The 19,382-nt window shown below is 33.5% G+C and carries 17 protein-coding genes; 9 read left to right on the top strand and 8 right to left on the bottom strand.

From position 1 onward, the window contains the following. Nucleotides 1-52: 52 nt before the first annotated feature. Both B0A65_RS16540 and B0A65_RS16545 read right to left on the bottom strand, forming a co-directional pair. The gene (locus tag B0A65_RS16540; RefSeq protein ID WP_074659570.1) at nt 53-586 is read right to left on the bottom strand and encodes an AAA family ATPase; all 534 of its coding nucleotides are present in this window, start codon (nt 584-586) and stop codon (nt 53-55) included. A 1,632-nt stretch (nt 587-2,218) separates the two neighbouring features. Further along, nucleotides 2,219-3,136, bottom strand: coding sequence for a carboxylesterase family protein (locus tag B0A65_RS16545; protein WP_074659571.1), 918 nt, complete (start codon nt 3,134-3,136; stop codon nt 2,219-2,221). 256 nt (nt 3,137-3,392) lie between these two features. Between B0A65_RS16545 and B0A65_RS16550 the strand changes: the two genes are divergently transcribed. From B0A65_RS16550 to B0A65_RS16565, 4 genes are all read left to right on the top strand, one after another. Beyond that, complete coding sequence (locus B0A65_RS16550) at nt 3,393-3,689, top strand: DUF493 family protein (protein WP_074659572.1); 297 nt, start codon at nt 3,393-3,395, stop codon at nt 3,687-3,689. Between the two features lie 3 nt (nt 3,690-3,692). Further along, nucleotides 3,693-4,415 carry a DUF4290 domain-containing protein gene (locus B0A65_RS16555; protein WP_074659573.1) on the top strand — a complete coding sequence of 241 codons (723 nt, stop codon included), beginning with the start codon at nt 3,693-3,695 and terminating at the stop codon, nt 4,413-4,415. A gap of 90 nt (nt 4,416-4,505) precedes the next feature. After that, on the top strand, nt 4,506-5,819 hold the full coding sequence (gene murA, locus B0A65_RS16560; RefSeq protein WP_074659574.1) for a UDP-N-acetylglucosamine 1-carboxyvinyltransferase: 1,314 nt from the start codon (nt 4,506-4,508) through the stop codon (nt 5,817-5,819). Between the two features lie 147 nt (nt 5,820-5,966). Then, nucleotides 5,967-6,842 carry a cation diffusion facilitator family transporter gene (locus B0A65_RS16565; protein ID WP_074659575.1) on the top strand — a complete coding sequence of 292 codons (876 nt, stop codon included), beginning with the start codon at nt 5,967-5,969 and terminating at the stop codon, nt 6,840-6,842. Nucleotides 6,843-7,018: 176 nt separating this feature from the next. Here the strand turns inward: B0A65_RS16565 and B0A65_RS16570 are convergent, their stop codons facing one another. The 3 genes from B0A65_RS16570 to B0A65_RS16580 form a co-directional block, all read right to left on the bottom strand. Then, a complete protein-coding gene (locus tag B0A65_RS16570; protein ID WP_074659576.1) occupies nt 7,019-9,508 on the bottom strand; it encodes a DUF5686 and carboxypeptidase regulatory-like domain-containing protein in 2,490 nt (829 codons plus the stop codon). Nucleotides 9,509-9,578: 70 nt separating this feature from the next. Further along, nucleotides 9,579-9,992 (bottom strand): type II 3-dehydroquinate dehydratase, encoded by a 414-nt coding sequence (gene aroQ, locus B0A65_RS16575; protein WP_074659694.1) that lies wholly within the window; start codon nt 9,990-9,992, stop codon nt 9,579-9,581. A gap of 131 nt (nt 9,993-10,123) precedes the next feature. Continuing rightward, nucleotides 10,124-10,690 (bottom strand): porin family protein, encoded by a 567-nt coding sequence (locus B0A65_RS16580; protein WP_074659577.1) that lies wholly within the window; start codon nt 10,688-10,690, stop codon nt 10,124-10,126. Between the two features lie 451 nt (nt 10,691-11,141). Between B0A65_RS16580 and B0A65_RS16585 the strand changes: the two genes are divergently transcribed. The 4 genes from B0A65_RS16585 (at nt 11,142) to B0A65_RS16600 (ending at nt 14,971) form a co-directional block, all read left to right on the top strand. Next, on the top strand, nt 11,142-11,717 hold the full coding sequence (locus B0A65_RS16585) for a porin family protein (protein WP_074659578.1): 576 nt from the start codon (nt 11,142-11,144) through the stop codon (nt 11,715-11,717). Nucleotides 11,718-11,816: 99 nt separating this feature from the next. Next, a complete protein-coding gene (locus B0A65_RS16590) occupies nt 11,817-12,320 on the top strand; it encodes a hypothetical protein (RefSeq protein WP_074659579.1) in 504 nt (167 codons plus the stop codon). Between the two features lie 91 nt (nt 12,321-12,411). After that, nucleotides 12,412-13,308: a site-specific tyrosine recombinase XerD gene (gene xerD / locus B0A65_RS16595; protein WP_074659580.1), complete on the top strand. Its 897-nt coding sequence runs from the start codon at nt 12,412-12,414 to the stop codon at nt 13,306-13,308. Between the two features lie 142 nt (nt 13,309-13,450). Continuing rightward, nucleotides 13,451-14,971 carry a PAS domain-containing sensor histidine kinase gene (locus B0A65_RS16600; protein ID WP_074659581.1) on the top strand — a complete coding sequence of 507 codons (1,521 nt, stop codon included), beginning with the start codon at nt 13,451-13,453 and terminating at the stop codon, nt 14,969-14,971. Nucleotides 14,972-15,147: 176 nt separating this feature from the next. Here the strand turns inward: B0A65_RS16600 and rny are convergent, their stop codons facing one another. The 3 genes from rny to B0A65_RS16615 all read right to left on the bottom strand — a co-directional run bounded on the left by rny (nt 15,148) and on the right by B0A65_RS16615 (nt 17,509). Then, nucleotides 15,148-16,710, bottom strand: a complete 1,563-nt coding sequence (gene rny, locus B0A65_RS16605; RefSeq protein WP_074659582.1) for a ribonuclease Y — start codon at nt 16,708-16,710, stop codon at nt 15,148-15,150. A gap of 209 nt (nt 16,711-16,919) precedes the next feature. Continuing rightward, nucleotides 16,920-17,213 (bottom strand): cell division protein ZapA, encoded by a 294-nt coding sequence (locus B0A65_RS16610; protein ID WP_026984116.1) that lies wholly within the window; start codon nt 17,211-17,213, stop codon nt 16,920-16,922. Nucleotides 17,214-17,218: 5 nt separating this feature from the next. Then, a complete protein-coding gene (locus B0A65_RS16615; protein WP_026984115.1) occupies nt 17,219-17,509 on the bottom strand; it encodes a hypothetical protein in 291 nt (96 codons plus the stop codon). 180 nt (nt 17,510-17,689) lie between these two features. Between B0A65_RS16615 and B0A65_RS16620 the strand changes: the two genes are divergently transcribed. Next, nucleotides 17,690-19,372: a M23 family metallopeptidase gene (locus B0A65_RS16620; RefSeq protein ID WP_083370435.1), complete on the top strand. Its 1,683-nt coding sequence runs from the start codon at nt 17,690-17,692 to the stop codon at nt 19,370-19,372. The last annotated feature ends 10 nt before the right edge of the window (nt 19,373-19,382 follow it).

Here is a 19,382-nt window from a genome sequence, read left to right on the forward strand (position 1 = left end):
AAGTTAAAAAATTTAGAAATCAGTTTCTAGTTTTGCAACTTTAACCAAATGCCTAAATTTTATCTAAGATATAAAGAATTCTGTTCTCCACCGTATCTTTAGGCACTTCAATTAAGTCGTAACCGTATTTCTTATAGGTTTCAACCAGGTGCTTTTGGATTGTTAGTGCCTGTTCGAAATTTTCGTAACGCTCAGTGTCGCTTTCGTAAATTTCCTCCCAAGGCGGTAAAATAAATGTTTTGGAATATTTAAAATCTTCGCAGGCTTTGGTAAAATGTTCAGGATATTCATCGCCAATGTAATCCATATAAGCTACAACATCCGGAATTCCGCGATCTATAAAAACTACATTTTCAGGTTCTTCAAGGGCGTTTTCGAATTGTTTAATTCTGCCTTCCAATAACATCTCGCTAAACAACAAAGGCTGTTCCAGGAACAATTGTTCGATCCCGCGTTGTTGCGCTTCGAGCGTAACTTGTCTTGAAATTTCAGGGTAACAGCAGTAGCCACGAGCTACTAATTCGTTGATCAGAGTAGACTTTCCCGTTCCCGGGCCACCAATTAGAACTATGATTTCTTTTTGCACTTTCTTAAAATAAAGCGCAAATTTACCTAAACTTATTGGTATTTAAAAAGATTTTTTTGTCTGAAGCGAATGATTTCGCAATTTTGGAGGTATGGGTTCCTGCTTTCGGCTATATCTTTTATGGCGAACCCCGCCATAAAAGGATACCGCCTCAATCAGGGCTAGCTAGGAAACATGGTTTTGTTTTTGGAATTATTTACAATATTGTGTGTATTTAAGAGGCTAGAATTGAACAACGAAATAATCTGAAATTTTATTAGACTGGACTAAAGTCCAGCTCTACAAAATAAATTGTTCCTCCGGAACGAAACAAAAAAGAGCCATGGGCTCTAAGAATATTGTAGGGCTGGACTTTAGTCCAGTTTAGTTCAAAGGAAATTAGTCCCGGCGGGACGTTATATTTATAGAAAAAATATTGGTTATTTCATAAAGCCCCATCAGGGTGACATTTTTCAAATTGACATATCGCTCCGTCGGAGCTTTTAAATATCAAACGTGAAAATGGTGAATTCCGGGATGATAAATTACGGTTCAATAAATACTATTATACTGGACTAAAGTCCAGCTCTACAAAATAAAATGTTCCTCCGGAACGAAACAAAAAAGAGCCGTGGGCTCTAAGAATATTGTAGGGCTGGACTTTAGTCCAGTTTAGTTCAAAGGATTTAGTCCCGGCGGGACGTTATATTTATAGAAAAAATTATAGGGTTGTTTGATAAAACCACATCGTGGTGGCATGTTTGAAATTGACATATCGCTCCGTTGGAGCTTTTAAATATCTAACGTGAAAATGGTGAATTCCGGGATGATAAATTACGGTTCAATAAATACTATTATACTGGACTAAAGTCCAGCTCTACAAAATAAAATGTTCCTCCGGAACGAAACAAAAAAGAGCCATGGGCTCTAAGAATATTGTAGGGCTGGACTTTAGTCCAGTTTAATTCAAAGGAATTTAGTCCCGGCGGGACGTTATATTTATAGAAAAAATATTGGTTATTTCATAAAGCCCCATCGTGGTGGCATGTTTGAAATTGACATATCGCTCCGCTGGAGCTTTTAAATATCAAACGTGAAAATGGTGAATTCCGGAATGATAAATTACGGTTCAATAAATACTATGATACTGGACTAAAGTCCAGCTCTACAAAATAAAATGTTCCTCCGGAACGAAACAAAAAAGAGCAATGGGCTCTAAGAATATTGTAGGGCTGGACTATAGTCCAGTTTAATTCAAAGGAATTTAGTCCCGGCGGGACGTTATATTTATAGAAAAAATTATAGGGTTGTTTGATAAAACCACATCGAGGTGGCATGTTTGAAATTGACATATCGCTCCGTTGGAGCTTTTAAATATCAAACGTGAAAATGGTGAATTCCGGGATGATAAATTACGGTTCAATAAATACTATCATACTGGACTAAAGTCCAGCTCTACAAAATAAAATGTTCCTCCGGAACTAAAACAAGGAAGAATCGTAGATTCAAAAAATATTGTAGGGCTGGACTTTAGTCCAGTTTAGGTCAAAGGAATTTAATCCCGGCGGGAGCTTTCTGATGTTGAAGAGTTAATCGTTTTTTTTTGCGAATTTATGATTTAATTTCTCTTGGTTTTCGTCGAATTATTTCAAATCATTCACAAAACAAGTATTTCCCAGAATCAACACCTTTCTTCTTAGAAGGAACAATCAAATGCGATTCAAATTTCTTCCCTTTCAAAACATCATTCACAAAATCCAGAGCATATTGTTTTCCGTCATGAAAAAGATAGCCAGAGAATTCATGTCCTCCGCCACAAAATGTAATCAGTTCAATATCCTTATGCAAATCAATCATATGATTGTAAACCGCATATGATCCAAAGAGAATTAACCAACCCGAAGCGTTTGTCGGGCAGGAGCGATGCGAACCTGCAGCATACGGAACCGTGTCGTCATTATTTCCATGCGCCAATAACATCGGCATTGCTTTTTCTTTTGTAATTAAATTGATATCCTGTATCGCTCCAGAGCCTCCAATGAAACCTGCGTATTTAAAGTCTTCAGGTAAATTGCTTTTATAGAGATTCATTAGTTTATAATCCCAAAAGGAAGCGTGGAAACCAATTTCGGCACCGGCACTAATTCCGGAAATAAATATTTTTGAAGCATCAAGATTATACTTATTTGCATTTGCAATTAAAAATGAAGTCGCCTGCCACATATCGCTCACGCCAATTTGGATGGCTTTTATTTTTTCGGTCAAAGTTCCTTTACAGCCAAAATCTTTTCCTTTCATATATAAACTGTACGAAATGCTGGCCACCGCATAACCGTTTTTCGCCATAAACATTCCAAACTCTTTCTCGCTTGTACGTTCTCCGCCAGAAAATCCTCCACCAAAAGCAAAAATCACTAACGGAATTTTTTCATTCGATTTTTTTTCAGGCAAATACAGATCTAAATCCAGTTTGATGGTGTCATTTTGGAAATAAGTCATTGTTTTGATTTGCTGAGCCTGAATATTGTTAAATGTGAGAATTGTTAAAAGTAAAAAGATATATTTTTTCATAGGATTTATTTTTAATCTCGAAAAGTAATAAAACCGCAAAGAAGACTTAAAATAAAACTTTGCGATTCTGCGACTTTGCGAGAGATTTTTATGGCAAAGTTTTTCAAATATAAGAGGAATTTTACAAAGAAATATTGTCATAAAGCTTTTTTCTCTGCACCTTTGAACCTTTGTAACTTTGAACCTTTTTTCTAAAAGAAAAAATCTAAAAAATCTGAAATCAAAACCGTATATTTGCGTTTATTTTTAATTACGAATGGAAAACGATAAAGAAAAAGAAACCGCCGAATTTTACGAAAGATTAAAGGTTGAGTTAGATAATTCAAATACTTGGCCAGCAGAATATTTGTATAAATTTATAATGCCTTCAGTGGGTGATAACGTTGAGCGAGTTGAAAAAGCTTTTGACAATATGGGCGCGGTTATCAAAACAACAAAATCTAAAACCGGTAAATTTACCAGTGTTTCTGTTGATGTAACGATGAGCAGCTCTGATGAAGTGATTGGTAAATACAAAGAAGTATCTACAATAGAAGGTATAGTTTCATTATAACTTATGGTCGAAAAATATAAAAAAGAAGTCGCAAATGATGTTGTTTTTAACTTAGAATACAATTCTGAAAGACAACGTTTACTTATTCCCGAATATGGTCGTCATTTGCAAAAACTGATTGATCAGGCTACTATTATTGAAGATGCTGAAACGCGCAACAAAGCCGCGAAATACATCATTCAGGTAATGGGAAGTCTGAATCCGCATTTGCGCGATGTACCCGATTTTCAACATAAATTATGGGATCAGCTTTTTATCATGTCTGATTTTAAATTAGATGTAGAATCGCCATATCCAATTCCGTCGAGAGATGTATTGCAGCTAAAACCAGATGTTTTACAGTATCCGCAAAACTTTCCAAAATACAGATTTTATGGTAACAACATCAAATATATGATTGATGTTGCCAATAAATGGGAAGAAGGTGAAATGAAAAATGCATTGGTGTTAGTAATCGCCAATCACATGAAAAAATCATACTTAAGCTGGAATAAAGACACAGTAAAAGATGACGTGATTTTTGAGCATTTATTTGAATTGTCCGGAGGGAAAATCAATTTGTTGCAAAGTACAGAAGAGCTTTTAAATACAACTGATTTATTGCGTACGAACAAACGTATGTCAAATAAAATTACGCCGCCGGGTCAGCCAAAAATTCAAAGTAACAAAAACAATAAAGGCCCGGGAAAGCCAAAACCTTTTCAGAAAAACAATAATCAGAAATAAAAAAGGTGCTAAGATACTAAGATGCTAAGCTACTAAGATTTTTAGCTCAGAACCTCAGAACCTTAGAACCTCAGAACCTAAAAAAGAAATATGGGAGTATTTAAAATCGAAGGAGGAATTCCTTTAAAAGGAGAAATCACTCCGCAAGGAGCAAAGAATGAGGCGTTACAAATTTTATGCGCTGTGCTTCTAACGGGGGATAAAGTAACAATTAATAATATTCCCGATATTATTGACATTAATAAATTAATCACTTTGTTGGGTAATTTAGGAGTTAAAATTCAACGCAATGGACCGGGTTCGATTACGTTTCAGGCCGATGAGGTTAATGTTGGATATTTAGAAACGGAAGCTTTCAAAAAAGAAGGCGGAGCACTTCGTGGTTCTATTATGATTGTTGGGCCGCTTTTGGCTCGTTTCGGAAAAGGATATATTCCAAAACCGGGTGGAGATAAAATTGGTCGTCGTAGATTAGATACACACTTTGAAGGTTTTATTAACCTTGGAGCAAAATTCAGATATAATAGAGAAGATCACTTTTATGGTGTAGAATCTCCGGCAGAAGGATTAAAAGGAACAGATATGCTACTTGATGAAGCTTCTGTAACCGGAACTGCAAATATTGTTATGGCTGCTGTTTTAGCAAAAGGACAAACGACAGTTTACAACGCTGCATGTGAGCCTTACTTGCAACAGTTATGCAAAATGTTGAACTCGATGGGAGCTAAGATCACCGGAGTTGGTTCAAATTTATTGACTATCGAAGGTGTTGAAAGCCTTGGAGGTTGTGAGCACAGAATTCTTCCGGACATGATCGAGATCGGTTCCTGGATTGGTCTTGCGGCTATGACAAAAAGCGAAATCACGATCAAAAATGTAAGCTGGGAAAACTTAGGTTTGATTCCAAATACATTCAGAAAATTAGGAATTACAATCGAGAAACGTAACGACGATATTTACATTCCGGCTCACAAAGATGGGTATGAGGTAAAAACGGATATTGATGGTTCTATTTTAACAATTGCCGATGCACCATGGCCAGGATTTACGCCTGACTTATTAAGTATCGTATTGGTTGTTGCTACACAAGCAAAAGGTGATGTTTTGATTCATCAAAAAATGTTCGAAAGCCGTTTGTTTTTCGTAGATAAATTAATCGATATGGGAGCAAAAATTATGTTATGCGATCCGCATAGAGCGGTCGTTATGGGACATAATTTTGAATCTCAACTAAAAGCAACAACAATGTCATCTCCGGATATTCGTGCGGGAATCTCATTATTAATTGCGGCTCTTTCAGCAAAAGGAACAAGTACAATTCAAAATATCGAACAAATTGATCGTGGATACGAGCGTATCGACGAGCGTTTAAGAGCAATTGGAGCTAAAATCGTGAGAGAATAGAAAAAGTTAGCCACAAATTCACGAATTAAATTAATATTAAGATTGTGTTTTATTGCACTAATTTTATTTAAAAATTAGTGCAATTGAATTCTAAAAATTAAGATTTTGTTTAATTCGTGAATTCGTGGCTAAAAAAAAATAGTCTAAATGACAGATGAACAAAAAGCTGTAAAAGCTACTATATTTAGTATAGTTGGAAACACCTGCTTGGCCTTGGTAAAAGGTTTGGCAGGTTTTTTTGGCAATTCTTATGCCTTAATTGCAGATGCAATAGAATCAACTGCGGATATATTTTCGTCTTTTTTGGTTTTATTTGGAATTAAGTATTCTAACAAACCACCAGATGAAAATCATCCTTATGGGCACGGGCGGGCAGAACCATTAATTACCTTTTTGGTCGTTGGTTTTTTAATTACTTCGGCAACTATTATTGGATACGAAAGCATTTCTAATATTCAAACTTCGCACGATTTACCTAAGTCCTGGACATTATATGTTTTAGGAGCAATTATTATCTGGAAAGAATACTCTTTCCGTTTAGTAATGAAACGAAGTAAAGAAACCAATAGCTCTTCTCTTGCTGCCGATGCGTGGCACCATCGAAGTGATGCAATTACTTCTGTAGCTGCCTTTATTGGGATTTCGATTGCACTGATTATGGGGAAAGGTTATGAATCAGCAGATGATTGGGCCGCACTTTTTGCTGCTTTTTTTATCTTATATAATAGTTATAAAATTTTCAGACCTGCGCTTGGCGAAATCATGGACGAAAATCTAAATGATGATTTGGTTGAAGAAATCCGTATCGCAGCTTTAACTGTTGAAGGTATTTTAGGAACCGAAAAATGTTTTATCCGTAAAGCCGGAATGAAATATCATGTTGATTTACATGCTATAGTTTCAGCCCAAATTTCAGTAAAAGAAGGGCATGAATTATCACACAAATTGCAGGATGCTTTAAAAGAAAAAATACCTCAATTGGGTAATGTACTGATTCATATTGAGCCGGATGATTATCACTGATGAAAAGATTCTAAGATACTAAGGTTCTAAGTTGCTAAGGTTTTCTTTGAAATGAAAAAAAAAAATCCGTTTATTCTTTTTCTAAAAGAGTAAACGGATTCTTTATAATTTTTATTTTGAGGATCCTCACGCTTCGGGATGCACCGCTCAGTAATTCCACTTAGAACCTCAGAACCTTATTCTAAAACATTCAAAATCTTCAACCCAAAAACAACCCCGTTTTGTTGAACTCCCCCTTGATAAGAGTGCACATAATCAACTCTAAACAACTTAAATTTTCCAAAACCTAAATTGTCTAAACCAACCGTGAACTCCGAATAAGGTTTTCGATCCGGAATTGCCAGTGAATGAAATCCGACGTTCATTGTTGACTTTAAAAGATTCAATAATGGAATTTTATTCATGATAAAACCAGTGTCATTATATTCTGAATGTATTTCAAGATAACTGTCGTTGGTGCTGTTTGTATAATAAGGCATCATGTTGAAAACATTCAAATAACGGTCGCTCGTTCCAATGTGTGTTTGATTTCCATTAAAATGTCTGTAGTCTATGAACGAAATATTTTCGGCATTGAAGAATTTTCCAGCTTTGAAATTCATACCTAAAAGTCCTTTATTTCCCAGGGATAAATCGTATTGAACAGCAGCGCCAACTCTTTCAAATTCATATTTTTTCTCACTTGCAGCAAATGCTTTTTCAAAAATTAAAAAGATAGTTGGATATTTCTCATCTTTAATATTATATCTTCCATCTGGTCTGGAAATGTATTTATTTCCGAAATTTATTCTTGCAGTCAAAGCAGTTTTAAATAAGTGGTGCTGATTAAAAGCTGGAGTTGTAAAATCGTCTGGAGCCAATGGATTATTTGAGGAATAGATATCATCTTTTTTAAAGAAAGAATAATCGGTTGTATTAAAAAGTGGTTTTCTTTGCTCGTACGCCACTTTAGCATTCAAATTAATCCCGTTTGCAACATCCTGGGCATAGTTGATTTGGGCAAATTCTAAATTGTACAATTTCATATAATTGTCCTTAAAGAATAAAGAACTAATAGAATTGACAAGTTTAGTTATAGGTTCAGCGCCATTAAATTGAGCTGTTTTTGTTCCTCCTGAAGCCCAAATTGTGGCATAATTAATAGTATTGAATCGATGGCTAAAATCTCCGGTAATGCGAAAACGTTCGTCCGAAAAGCCATAGTTAAAAGTGGTGCTTATAGAAGTATTTTTCCCTTTCTCTTCATCCCATTTTCTAAAGGAAAAACCAGAATCGAAATTAAATCCCTGAACAGTATTAAAGCTTAATGAAGTTATGTTTAATAAACCTTTATATGCAAAAGAATACTTCCTGAAAGTGTTTTTATAATCATAACCCATTAGAATATCCCAAACTTTAAATTTATTGTTTTTGGCATCAACAGAATCAGTATATTTTCTCGATTTTCTGATCGTTAGTAAACTGTCTTTTTTGGTGTAATCGGTACTTTCTTCAATGGTTAAAGGGATTGGGCGGATTTCATTCCAAAAAGCATCATCTTTTTTATTGGCGTTCGCTTCAAAAGCAACAATTTCATTTCCAAAAGTTTTCTTTTCAAATGAATCCGGAAACTCATAATTCGAATAAACATAATTGAATTTCCCTGAGAATTTAATTCCAAAAATTCCCGCATTAAATGAAAGTGTCTGCGCATTTTTGGACCAGATTTTATTTTTAGAATTATAACTGAAACTTTGTTTTAAAGTCATAATTTCAGTAAATTCATTTTTCATTCGGTAACCTTTAATGTCTAAATCTATAGCGTAAATCGCAAAACTATCATCGACAATATAAATGTAACCTTCAAAAACGGGTTCTTTGTCGCGTTTTGGTGTTACTTTAATTTTGTTGATTTGCTGATTGTTATCGTCAAAAAAAGTTCCTTCTAATTTGTATTTGTAGTAACTGAACGCATTATCTGCAATAGGAGAGATAAGTTTAATGTCAAAGTCTAAAGTATTGTCGTAAAAATCATAAGTTGATAAAGAAGCCGTGTTATAGCTGTATCCTTTATTGTTTCCGGAGATTTTAGAAGCAATGATTTTCTCTTTTAATTTATTCGGTTTTTCAAAAGAAATTTTCGAAATCGTCTCTGATAGATATAAAATTCCCGTTCCGGTCGAATCTAAATTGGAGGACATATCTTCGCCAAGATCTACTTTTTGTCCAAGGATTTTTTTGGGAAGATCTTTAACTTTAAACATTCCTTTTGAATAAAAGTCGGCAGTATAGCGAGAAGTTTTTTCTGAATTTTCTTTTTTGTTTGCAATTGCACTTTTTATGATAGCATTTGCTGGATTGTTTTTTGGGTCGATGATAACCTCATTTAAAGTAAAACTTTCTTCCAGCATTTTTACGTCCATTGTAATTGTTTTGGATTCTGATGAAACGGCTATTTTTTGAGTTTTAAAGCCTAAATACTGAAATGTAATTTTGTTTTTACCAACTTCTTTTACATTCAGTTGGTATTTTCCCTGTTCGTTTGAAGTTGTGCTAGTATAAGTATTGTCTTCAAGAACGGAAACAAAAGGCAAGGGGTTTCCTTTTTCATCTGTTATAGTTCCTTTGATTTGAGCAAAGTTAGAAATCGAAAAAAATAAAAAGGCAAATAAAGTATAGTTTCTCATGAAAGTTTTTTCTCTCACAAAAATAGAATAAGTTAAAAACGAGGCTATTAATAATTTGTTAAATAACGAATTATAAAAAAGATTGAATTGCCAATTCGTAGCTTTTTAATCCGAAACCTAAAATTACACCTTTCGCATTTCCAGATAAATACGATTGATGTCTGAAGCTTTCGCGTGCGTAAGTATTCGAAATATGAACTTCAATTACCGGAGTTGTAACTGCTTTCATAGCATCGCCCAAACCTATTGAAGTATGTGTGTAAGCTCCGGCATTCAAAATGATTCCATCAAAAGAAAAACCAACTTCCTGAATTTTTCCAATCAATTCACCTTCAATATTACTTTGATAATAAGAAAGTTCAACGTTTTGGAATTTCTGTTGCAACGTTTCAAAATAATCTTCAAAAGTTTGGCTTCCGTAAACTTCCGGTTCTCTTTTTCCTAAAAGATTCAAATTAGGTCCGTTGATAATGCAAATTTTCATAAGTAATTTAAATTTTATTAGTGTGAGTAATTCCATTTTACGTTTCACAGAATACATTTCACAAGTATGTAAAAATAAAAAAACCGTTCCAATTAATAGAACGGTTTTTATAAAACTATGTGATATTCTTTTTAGAACATGAATCCTGCAGAAATTTGAACTACTGAGTTTCTAACATCGGCATTAGGAGAAGCGTCTGTTAATCCTAGACTATAACGCCCCTGAAGAAAAATACTTTCCGTAAGTTTTAATCCCAACCCTGCATTAAGAGCAAAATCAAATGTATTGGCATCGTCAAATCTTACGTCATTTTTTTGACTTAATAAAAATGAAGCTTGTGGTCCAACCTCTAAGCTTAGTGATTTTGTCATATAGATCTTTGCCATTACAGGAATTGATAAATAAGCTAATTCATTTTTAAAGTCTTCCTGAGCATCGGCAAATTTATAAGTTGCTCCCTGAGTAGAGTATAAAAGCTCTGGTTGAATAGCGAATTTTTCTAATAATTTTACTTCTGCAACCACACCAACGTGATAGCTGGTAATTCCATCTTTATCAAATGCTACACCATTTAGTGATGAATCACCGGGCTGGCTTGCGAAGTTAACCCCCGCCTTTACTCCAAGTTTTAATAATTGGGCTTGTATTGTAGCTGATGTTGCTATGAACAGTACAGCTGCTAAAAGTATTTTTTTCATAAAAATGTTTTTAAAAATTGGTATTTTTTAAATGTTATATATAGACCAAAACTACAGAATTATGATTTTATTGTTTTGTATTTTACATTAAATAATTAATATTTTTCTCATGTTTTGCTAAGAAAGTCCTTTAATGTTCTCAATTTTAGAGTGTTATTCTGGTTAGATTTAATTCTGAAATTTTTTACTTTAATAAGAATTTGATTTCAATTCGTTTTGTTAAAATCAAAAATTTAGTAAGTAATTTCTATTATTTGTCTTTTAAGATTACGAAAAAAATTAGATCAAAAAAGCAACTTTTTTGCGCTTTCAGAGCCGATTATACCTGAGGTTTTTTTTGAATTTATAAGATTTTGGCTCTAATTACAGTTTTATTTATTAAAATACAAGTTCTTTTTTAATAAGTGTTTTTTTATATTTGACTTATTAATTTAACCCAAAACGAATAAAAATGAAAAGAATTTTTTTAGTTGCGATTGCAGTAATGGCGTTTGGATTTACAAATGCTCAACAAACAAGATTTGGAATAAAAGGAGGTCTAAACATAACTACATATGCCGGAGGTGATTACTGGGATGCTAATTCTCTAGTAGGTTTTCAGGTTGGTGGTTTCGCTGAGATCAAAATTATTGAAAGATTAGCTATTCAACCAGAAATTTTGTTTTCTACGCAAGGTGCTAGACTGGATACTTCTTTTGGAGATTATGATGAGAAATTAAATTATATAAATGTTCCAGTTTTAGCTAAATTTTATATTACAAAACAATTTACCGTTGAAGGTGGTCCACAATTAGGGTTTTTAGTATCTGCTAAACAAGAAGGTCATGATGCGAAAGACGATTTTAAATCGGTAGACACTGGATTCAATTTTGGAGCTGGTTATAATTTCACAGAAAATGTTTCTGTGAATCTTCGCTACACAGTTGGTCTGTCTAATATTCTCGATTATGAAGTTAATAATGCAGATGAATATTTTGATAGTCCAAAAAACAGTGTTTTGGCATTGACTTTGGGGTATAAATTCTAAAATTTCTCTATAAATATTTTAAAAACCTTTCCAAAAAAGGAAGTTTTTTTTGTATCAATTTAACAATGATTATATCCGGTCACATTATTATATAAAAATATGAAAAAGATTATTTTATCTGCGATTGCAGTTATGCTATTTGGATTTGCAAATGCTCAGGATGGACATTTTAAAGTTGGAGTAAATGGTGGTTTGCCAGTAGGAAATTCTGCAGATGTTTTCTCCGTGAATTTAGGTGCAGATGTTGCATATCTCTGGAATGTAGCAGATCGATTTACTGCGGGAGTAACCACAGGTTATATTATTTATACTGGTAAAACATACACCGGCTATAATGGAAATTTCGCCTATGAGATGACTACCAGTAATCAGGATTTTGTTCCTGTTGCAGGAACTGCTCAATATTCAGTTACAGATAATTTATTTGTTGGTGCAGATTTAGGATATGCTATTAATACTGATGGAGATGCAGATGGAGGGTTTTTGTATCAGCCAAAATTTGGTTATCAAAATAATAAAATCGAATTGTTTGTTTCTTACAAGGGGATTGCTAGTAACGCAACTATTTCGTCGCTAAACCTCGGATTTAACTATAAGTTTTAAATTTATTAAAAATCGATAACGGTTAAGAGGTTGTTTCACGAGTTGTGAGACAGCCTCTTTTTTATGCTTAAAAATCACTTACTTTGTAGATATGAATTGGAACAGCTATATAAAAGATTATCAATCGTATTTGCGAATCGAAAGAGGTTTGTCTAAAAATACCATCGAAAATTATGGTTTCGATATTGAAAGACTTTGCCTTTTTTTGGACGTAAATAAAATGGAAATTTCACCATTAAAAATTACGGATGAAACAATTCAGCAATTTATATATCAGGTTTCTAAGGAATTAAATCCGCGTTCGCAGGCACGTATTATTTCTGGATTAAAAAGCTTTTTTAATTATTTAGTTTTTGAAGATTATAGAAGTGATAATCCTTTAGAGTTAATCGAAACTCCAAAAACAGGTCGAAAATTGCCTGATACTTTAGCGGTCCAGGAAATTGACGCGCTTATAGCTGCGATTGATTTAAGTTCAAATGAAGGCGAACGAAATAGAGCTATGCTGGAAACTTTATACGGTTGCGGGCTCCGCGTTTCCGAACTCGTTTCTCTCAAAATTTCTGATTTGTTTTTTGACGAAGGTTTTATAAAAATTACGGGTAAAGGAAATAAAGAACGTTTTGTGCCAATTGGGAAATTGACTCAGAAATATATCCAGATTTATCAGAATGAAATTAGGGGAAATTTGATTATTAAAAAAGGCTGTGAAGATACCTTGTTTTTGAATAGAAGAGGAAACCAATTAACGCGAGCTATGATTTTTACTATTATAAAAGATTTGGCAGTAAAAATCGATCTTAAAAAAAATATTAGCCCACATACACTTCGTCATTCTTTCGCAACACATCTGCTGGAAAATGGAGCCGATCTACGATCGATCCAGCTAATGCTTGGTCATGAATCGATTACAACTACTGAAATTTATGTGCATTTGGACAGAAGTTTTTTAAAAGAAGTTATGCATTCTTTTCATCCAAGGAAATAGATTTTTTTGAAGAGATTCTGTTTTTATCTTAAAAATTAATATATTGTATGATTAATTCTACTAAATGCAGATAAAATCGACGAACTGCGTTTTTATTGGTTTAAAGATGATTTTTGTCATTCAATTTAAATAAAAGTACAATATGGTTTTTGATTTATATGGAAATGATGATTGCCTGGAAGTTAATAATTTTTATAAAAAATTATTGGCCGAAATGCCTGATTTGCTTTTTCAGTTTGTAATAGACAAAGACAATAATTACACTTTTCCACTTGTTAGTAAATCGGCTCATGATATTTTTGAAATTTCTGCTACAGCGTTTACAAATGACATCAAGTTTATTGTATACGACAGAATTTTTCCTTGTGACAGAGAACTTTTTTTTCAATCCTTAGTTAAAGCACGAAGAGAAGTGAAGCCGTGGGAAATTGAATTCAGGGCTGTTTTACCAAAAAAAGGTTTGCGTTGGTTTAAAATCTCTTCTAAAACGGAAAAATCTTCTGGTGATAGTATTAGCTTTTTTGGACACGTTTCTGATATTACCGAGCTAAAAGATAAAGAAGAAAAGTTGCGTATCTCTGAAGAGCGATTTCAGTTTGCTCTTGATGCTTCGACTGTTGGGGTTTGGGATTGGGACATGGTTACCAATAGTGTTTTTTATTCGTCATTGTCCCTTAAAATTCTGGAATTAGATTCAACAGATATATTTGACGACCCTGAGCGTTGGGATAAAATTGTTCATCCGGATGATCTGCCTAAGTATTATTCTGATATTCAGGAACATTTTGATAATAAAATACCTTATTACGAAAATTACCATCGTGTAATGACTTCAAGCGGTAATTACAAATGGATTCTCGATCGCGGAAAAGTAATTAAGCGCGATGAAAATGGAAAACCATTGCGTGTTTTAGGAACGCATACAGATGTTTCTTTACAGAAGGAAAAAGAATTAGAAATTATAAAAACAATGAAATTATATAGTGACCAGAACAGTCGCTTGTTGAATTTTTCGCATATAGTTTCACATAATTTAAATACGCAGGCAGGAAATATTAAGTCAATCTTAGATTTTATTGATGCCGATGTTGATAAGCAAACCGTCAGTGAAATGTTAGTGCACTTGCGGACAGTTTCGAATGATTTGAACGATACTATCTCGAATTTGACACAAATCGTTAAAACACAAAGTAATCTTAATATTGCTGTTGTTCCTTTAAAACTTTGCGAGTATATTGACAAAACGATTACAACGATAAAAGGATTTGACAAGCAAAAGAACGTCACGATTATAAATAATGTACCGAATTATTTAACGATTAATTTTAACCCTGCTTATCTTGAAAGTGTTTTGTTGAATTTTACAACGAATGCTATAAAATATGCGCATCCTGATCGGGATCCAATTGTTGTTTTTGATTTTGCTATTGAGCAGGAAGGTCAGAAATCATTAAAAATTACAGATAATGGTTTGGGTATCGATTTAGCTATCCATGGCGACCTTTTATTCGGGATGTACAAAACCTTTCATAAACATGAAGAAGCACGCGGAATTGGGCTCTATATTACCAGAAATCAAATAGAAGCGATGAAAGGTAGTATTACTGTTGAAAGCCAGGTAGGAGTGGGAACAAGTTTTAAAATTATATTCAGTGATTTGTAATGCCTTTTCTGTTATGTTAGGATTTCTGGCTGTAGATGCCATTTGAACTAAACATAGACCAAGATTTTAGATAAAACACCGTAAATTTTTCAGAATTATATTGATATCAAAACCTATAAAAACAACAAAGGCTATCTTTTTTGGATAGCCTTTGTTGTTTTGTATAAAGAAAGAGATTACTTCGCAATATTTACTGCTCTGGTTTCTCTAATTACTGTTACTTTAACCTGACCAGGATAAGTCATTTCAGTTTGGATTTTTTGTGAAATTTCGAAAGATAAGTTTGCTGCATTATCATCAGAAACTTTTTCGCTTTCTACAATTACACGAAGTTCTCTACCAGCCTGAATTGCATATGCATTTTTTACACCTGTAAATCCGTAAGCTACTTCTTCAAGATCTTTCAAACGTTGGATGTAAGAATCTAAAACCTGACGTCTCGCGCCTGGTCTTGCTCCTGAAATAGCATCACAAACCTGAATAATCGGAGATAACAATGATTTCATTTCGATCTCATCGTGGTGAGCTCCAATCGCGTTACAAACTTCTTCTTTTTCGCCATATTTCTCTGCCCATTGCATCCCTAATAAAGCGTGTGGTAAATCACTTTCAGTATCTGGCACTTTACCAATATCATGAAGTAAACCGGCTCTTTTTGCTAGTTTTACATTTAAGCCTAATTCGGCAGCCATGATACCACAAAGTTTAGAAACTTCTCTTGAGTGTTGTAATAAGTTTTGTCCGTAAGAAGAACGGTATTTCATTCTACCCACAACTTTAATTAATTCAGGGTGTAATCCGTGAATTCCTAAGTCGATTACAGTACGTTTACCTACTTCGATAATTTCATCATCAATTTGTTTTGCTGTTTTAGCAACAACTTCTTCAATTCTTGCCGGGTGGATACGTCCGTCAGTTACTAATTTGTGCAATGACAAACGTGCAATTTCTCTACGTACAGGATCAAAACAAGAAAGAATAATAGCTTCTGGTGTATCATCAACAATGATTTCAACTCCGGTTGCAGCCTCAAGAGCTCTAATGTTACGCCCTTCACGACCAATAATTCTACCTTTTACATCATCAGATTCAATGTTAAATACAGAAACACAATTCTCTACTGCTTCTTCTGTACCAACTCTTTGGATAGTGTTGATGATAATCTTTTTAGCTTCTTGTTGCGCTGTAAGTTTGGCCTCTTCAATTGTATCCTGAATATGAGACATAGCTTTGCTTTTAGCTTCGGCTTTTAAACCTTCGACTAATTGTTCTTTTGCTTCTTCGGCAGAAAGTCCTGAAATTACTTCTAATTGTTGTAATTGGCTTTTGTGTAATTTGTCAACTTCCGCTTGTTTTTTATCTAAAACTTCAATTTTGTTATTGTATTCTGCTGTTTTAGCTTCAAAATCATCATTTACTTTCTTAGCTTTAGAAAGCTCATTTGATATTTGAGACTCTTTATCACGCACTCTTTTTTCTACTTCAGCAACTTTTTTATCCCTTGCTAAAATAACTTGTTCGTGTTCTGCTTTTAATTCGATAAAACGTTCTTTTGCCTGAAGGATTTTATCTTTTTTAATATTTTCTGCTTCTAAATTAGCATCTTTTAAAATGGAAGCTGCTTCTTTTTTTGCGTTTTTTATGAGATTAGAAATATTACTTTTTTCGATAATTTTAGCTATTCCAAAACCTGCTGCAATACCTATTATACCTGAAATAATGATCGTTATGATGTCCATGTTTGTTTAAATTTATATATAAAAAAAGCCTACATTAATTGCTTGAATAAACTCGTAAAGACAAGTTTTGAGCTAACTCACTGTTCAAGTTTTCCCGATAAAATCGGGACGTACTATAGTAGCGACGATTCACTCACTTTAATTTGTTAGTGTTGAGTTTACCAATTGTGAACTAATGTAGGCAGTATCTTAGTTTCTGTAAAGAACGTTTAATTTTCGAGATATTGATCTAATAGCGAATTTAATCTTTTAATTCTTTCGATGGTTTCTTCGCCATCGATTGCGTTATCAATTTGTTTTTGTTCTACTTGTGATGCAAATTGCAGGGCACACATAGCCAGTACATCTTGTTTATCACGAACCGCGTAACTTTCTTCGAATTGCTTGATCATCGCATCAATTTTTTTAGAAGCACTCCTAAGTCCTTCTTCCTGAACTGGTTCAACCGTTAACGGGTAAACTCTGTCTGCAATTGATATTTTAATTCTCAGCTTTCCGTCCATGTCTTTTAATCTGATAGTTGTGCTATACAGTAATCAATTTCGCGAATTAATGAATTTATTTTAAGCTTTGTCTCTCTCTTGTTATTGTCGCTGCCGAGCAACGAATTGGCTATTTTAAGTGTGTCATATTGCTTTTTCAAAGCCTCCATTTCTTCAGATTGTTTCTGGATGATTTGCGCAGCTTTGGCTAATTGTAATCGTAATTCCTGATTGTTTTTCTCCAGGCCTTTTGATTTTTCAAAAAGCTTTTCGACTTTATATTCAAGAGTATCAATTATTTCGGCAATTACACTCATTATAAATCCTATTCATTACTTAATCATACAAAGTTAGTATTCCTTTTTATTAATGCAATTTTTTATCGATTTTTTTGCATTAAAAATAGGCAAATAAATGAAATTCAATCAATTGTATTTTTGTATTAATTATCGTCGGATTTCGCCTGTTATTTTTTTATCTTAGCAAAAATGTTCCTTATGAGATTTTCAATACTTACCCTTTTATTTTGCCAGTTTATTTTTGCCCAGACTCAATATCCTAAAGATTATTTTGATCCGCCATTAGATATTCCGATGCAACTTTCGGGGAATTTTGGGGAGTTGAGACCGAATCATTTTCATGCTGGTTTCGATTTAAAAACCAATCAGAGAGAAGGTTTAAATGTTTATGCCGTAGCAGATGGATATGTATCAAGAATCAAAATTTCGACTTTTGGAAACGGAAAATGCATTTATATCACACATCCAAATGGCTATACATCCGTATACGGGCATTTGCAAACAACAATAGGTGCTATTCAGGATTATGTTCAGAAAATACATTATAAAGAAAAGGCGTTCGAAATTGAAATGTTTCTAAAACCCGGAGAATTGCCTGTTAAAAAAGGCCAGTTAATTGCGCTTTCTGGTAATACTGGTTCGTCTGAAGGGCCGCATCTGCATTTTGAAATTAGAGATTCAAAGTCCGAATTTGTTATTAATCCAATCTTTTTTGGATATGATAAAAAAATAAAAGATACTAAAAAACCAACGATTTCAAGTTTATATGTCTATCCGATGGACAATACTACAGTGAACCAATCGAAACAGCCTTTGTTGTTAAATGTTGCGCTTCAAAAAGACGGAACCTATTTGGCAAGTAAAGTAAAAGCTAATGGAAAAATCGGTTTCGGAATTAATGCGGTTGATTTTGATGATGTTTCAGGAAATAAAAATGGTGTTTTTAATGTTTCGACTTTCGTCAACGGAAACCAAAATTACAATTATCAGTTCAATACTTATTCGTTTGATGAAATGCGATATGTAAATGCTTTAATTGATTATGCCAGATATAAAAAATCTGGGCAACGTGTACAAAAGCTTTTTATGAAAACGCCTTTTGCATTAAGCATTATAAAAACAGATTCGCTTCATGGAATTATTCCGGTCGAGCCGAATTTAGCCTCAACCTATCGTATCGAAGTTTCGGATTATTTTGGAAATTTAAACGCCATTACAATTCCAATTGAATATGATACTGCAACTCCGGTTGTAAAAGCAGAACCCGTAACTTCTCCCTATTTTATAAAAGTCAATAAAGATTCTAATTTTGAAAAAGATAATATGTCTGTGTTTTTTCCTGCAGGAACTTTTTATGATGATTTCAATCTGAATTTTGATGTAAAGAATAACAAAATCTATATTCATGATGATGTTGTTCCGGTTCATTCCAATTTTACAATTACAATTAAAGACAGTTCTTATCCTGAAACATTACGAGACAAACTTTATATAGGAAGAATAGGCAGTTATAATGCAACAACAAGAAAGAATGATGTGTTTACGGCCAAATCTAAAACTTTAGGACAATTTGGTCTTGTACTCGATACAATTGCGCCAGTTATTAAAATTGCAAAACCAATTGAGGGTAAATGGATCAGTGATATGAAAACAATTCAGTTTACTATAAGCGATAGTTCATCTGGAATTAAATCGTATAACGGGTATTTAAATGGAAATTGGGTTTTGTTTGAATATGATAACAAAACGAGAAAAATAACACACAAATTTGATGATACTCTATTGGCTGAAGGAGCAAATGATTTAAAAATTGAAGTGATTGATAATGTGGGTAATTCTGCTATCTTTGAAACTCATTTTTTTAGAAGTCAACAAAAATAAAACCACAACA

This window comes from Flavobacterium frigidimaris (genome assembly GCF_002217275.1).
Lineage (GTDB): Bacteria > Bacteroidota > Bacteroidia > Flavobacteriales > Flavobacteriaceae > Flavobacterium > Flavobacterium aquidurense.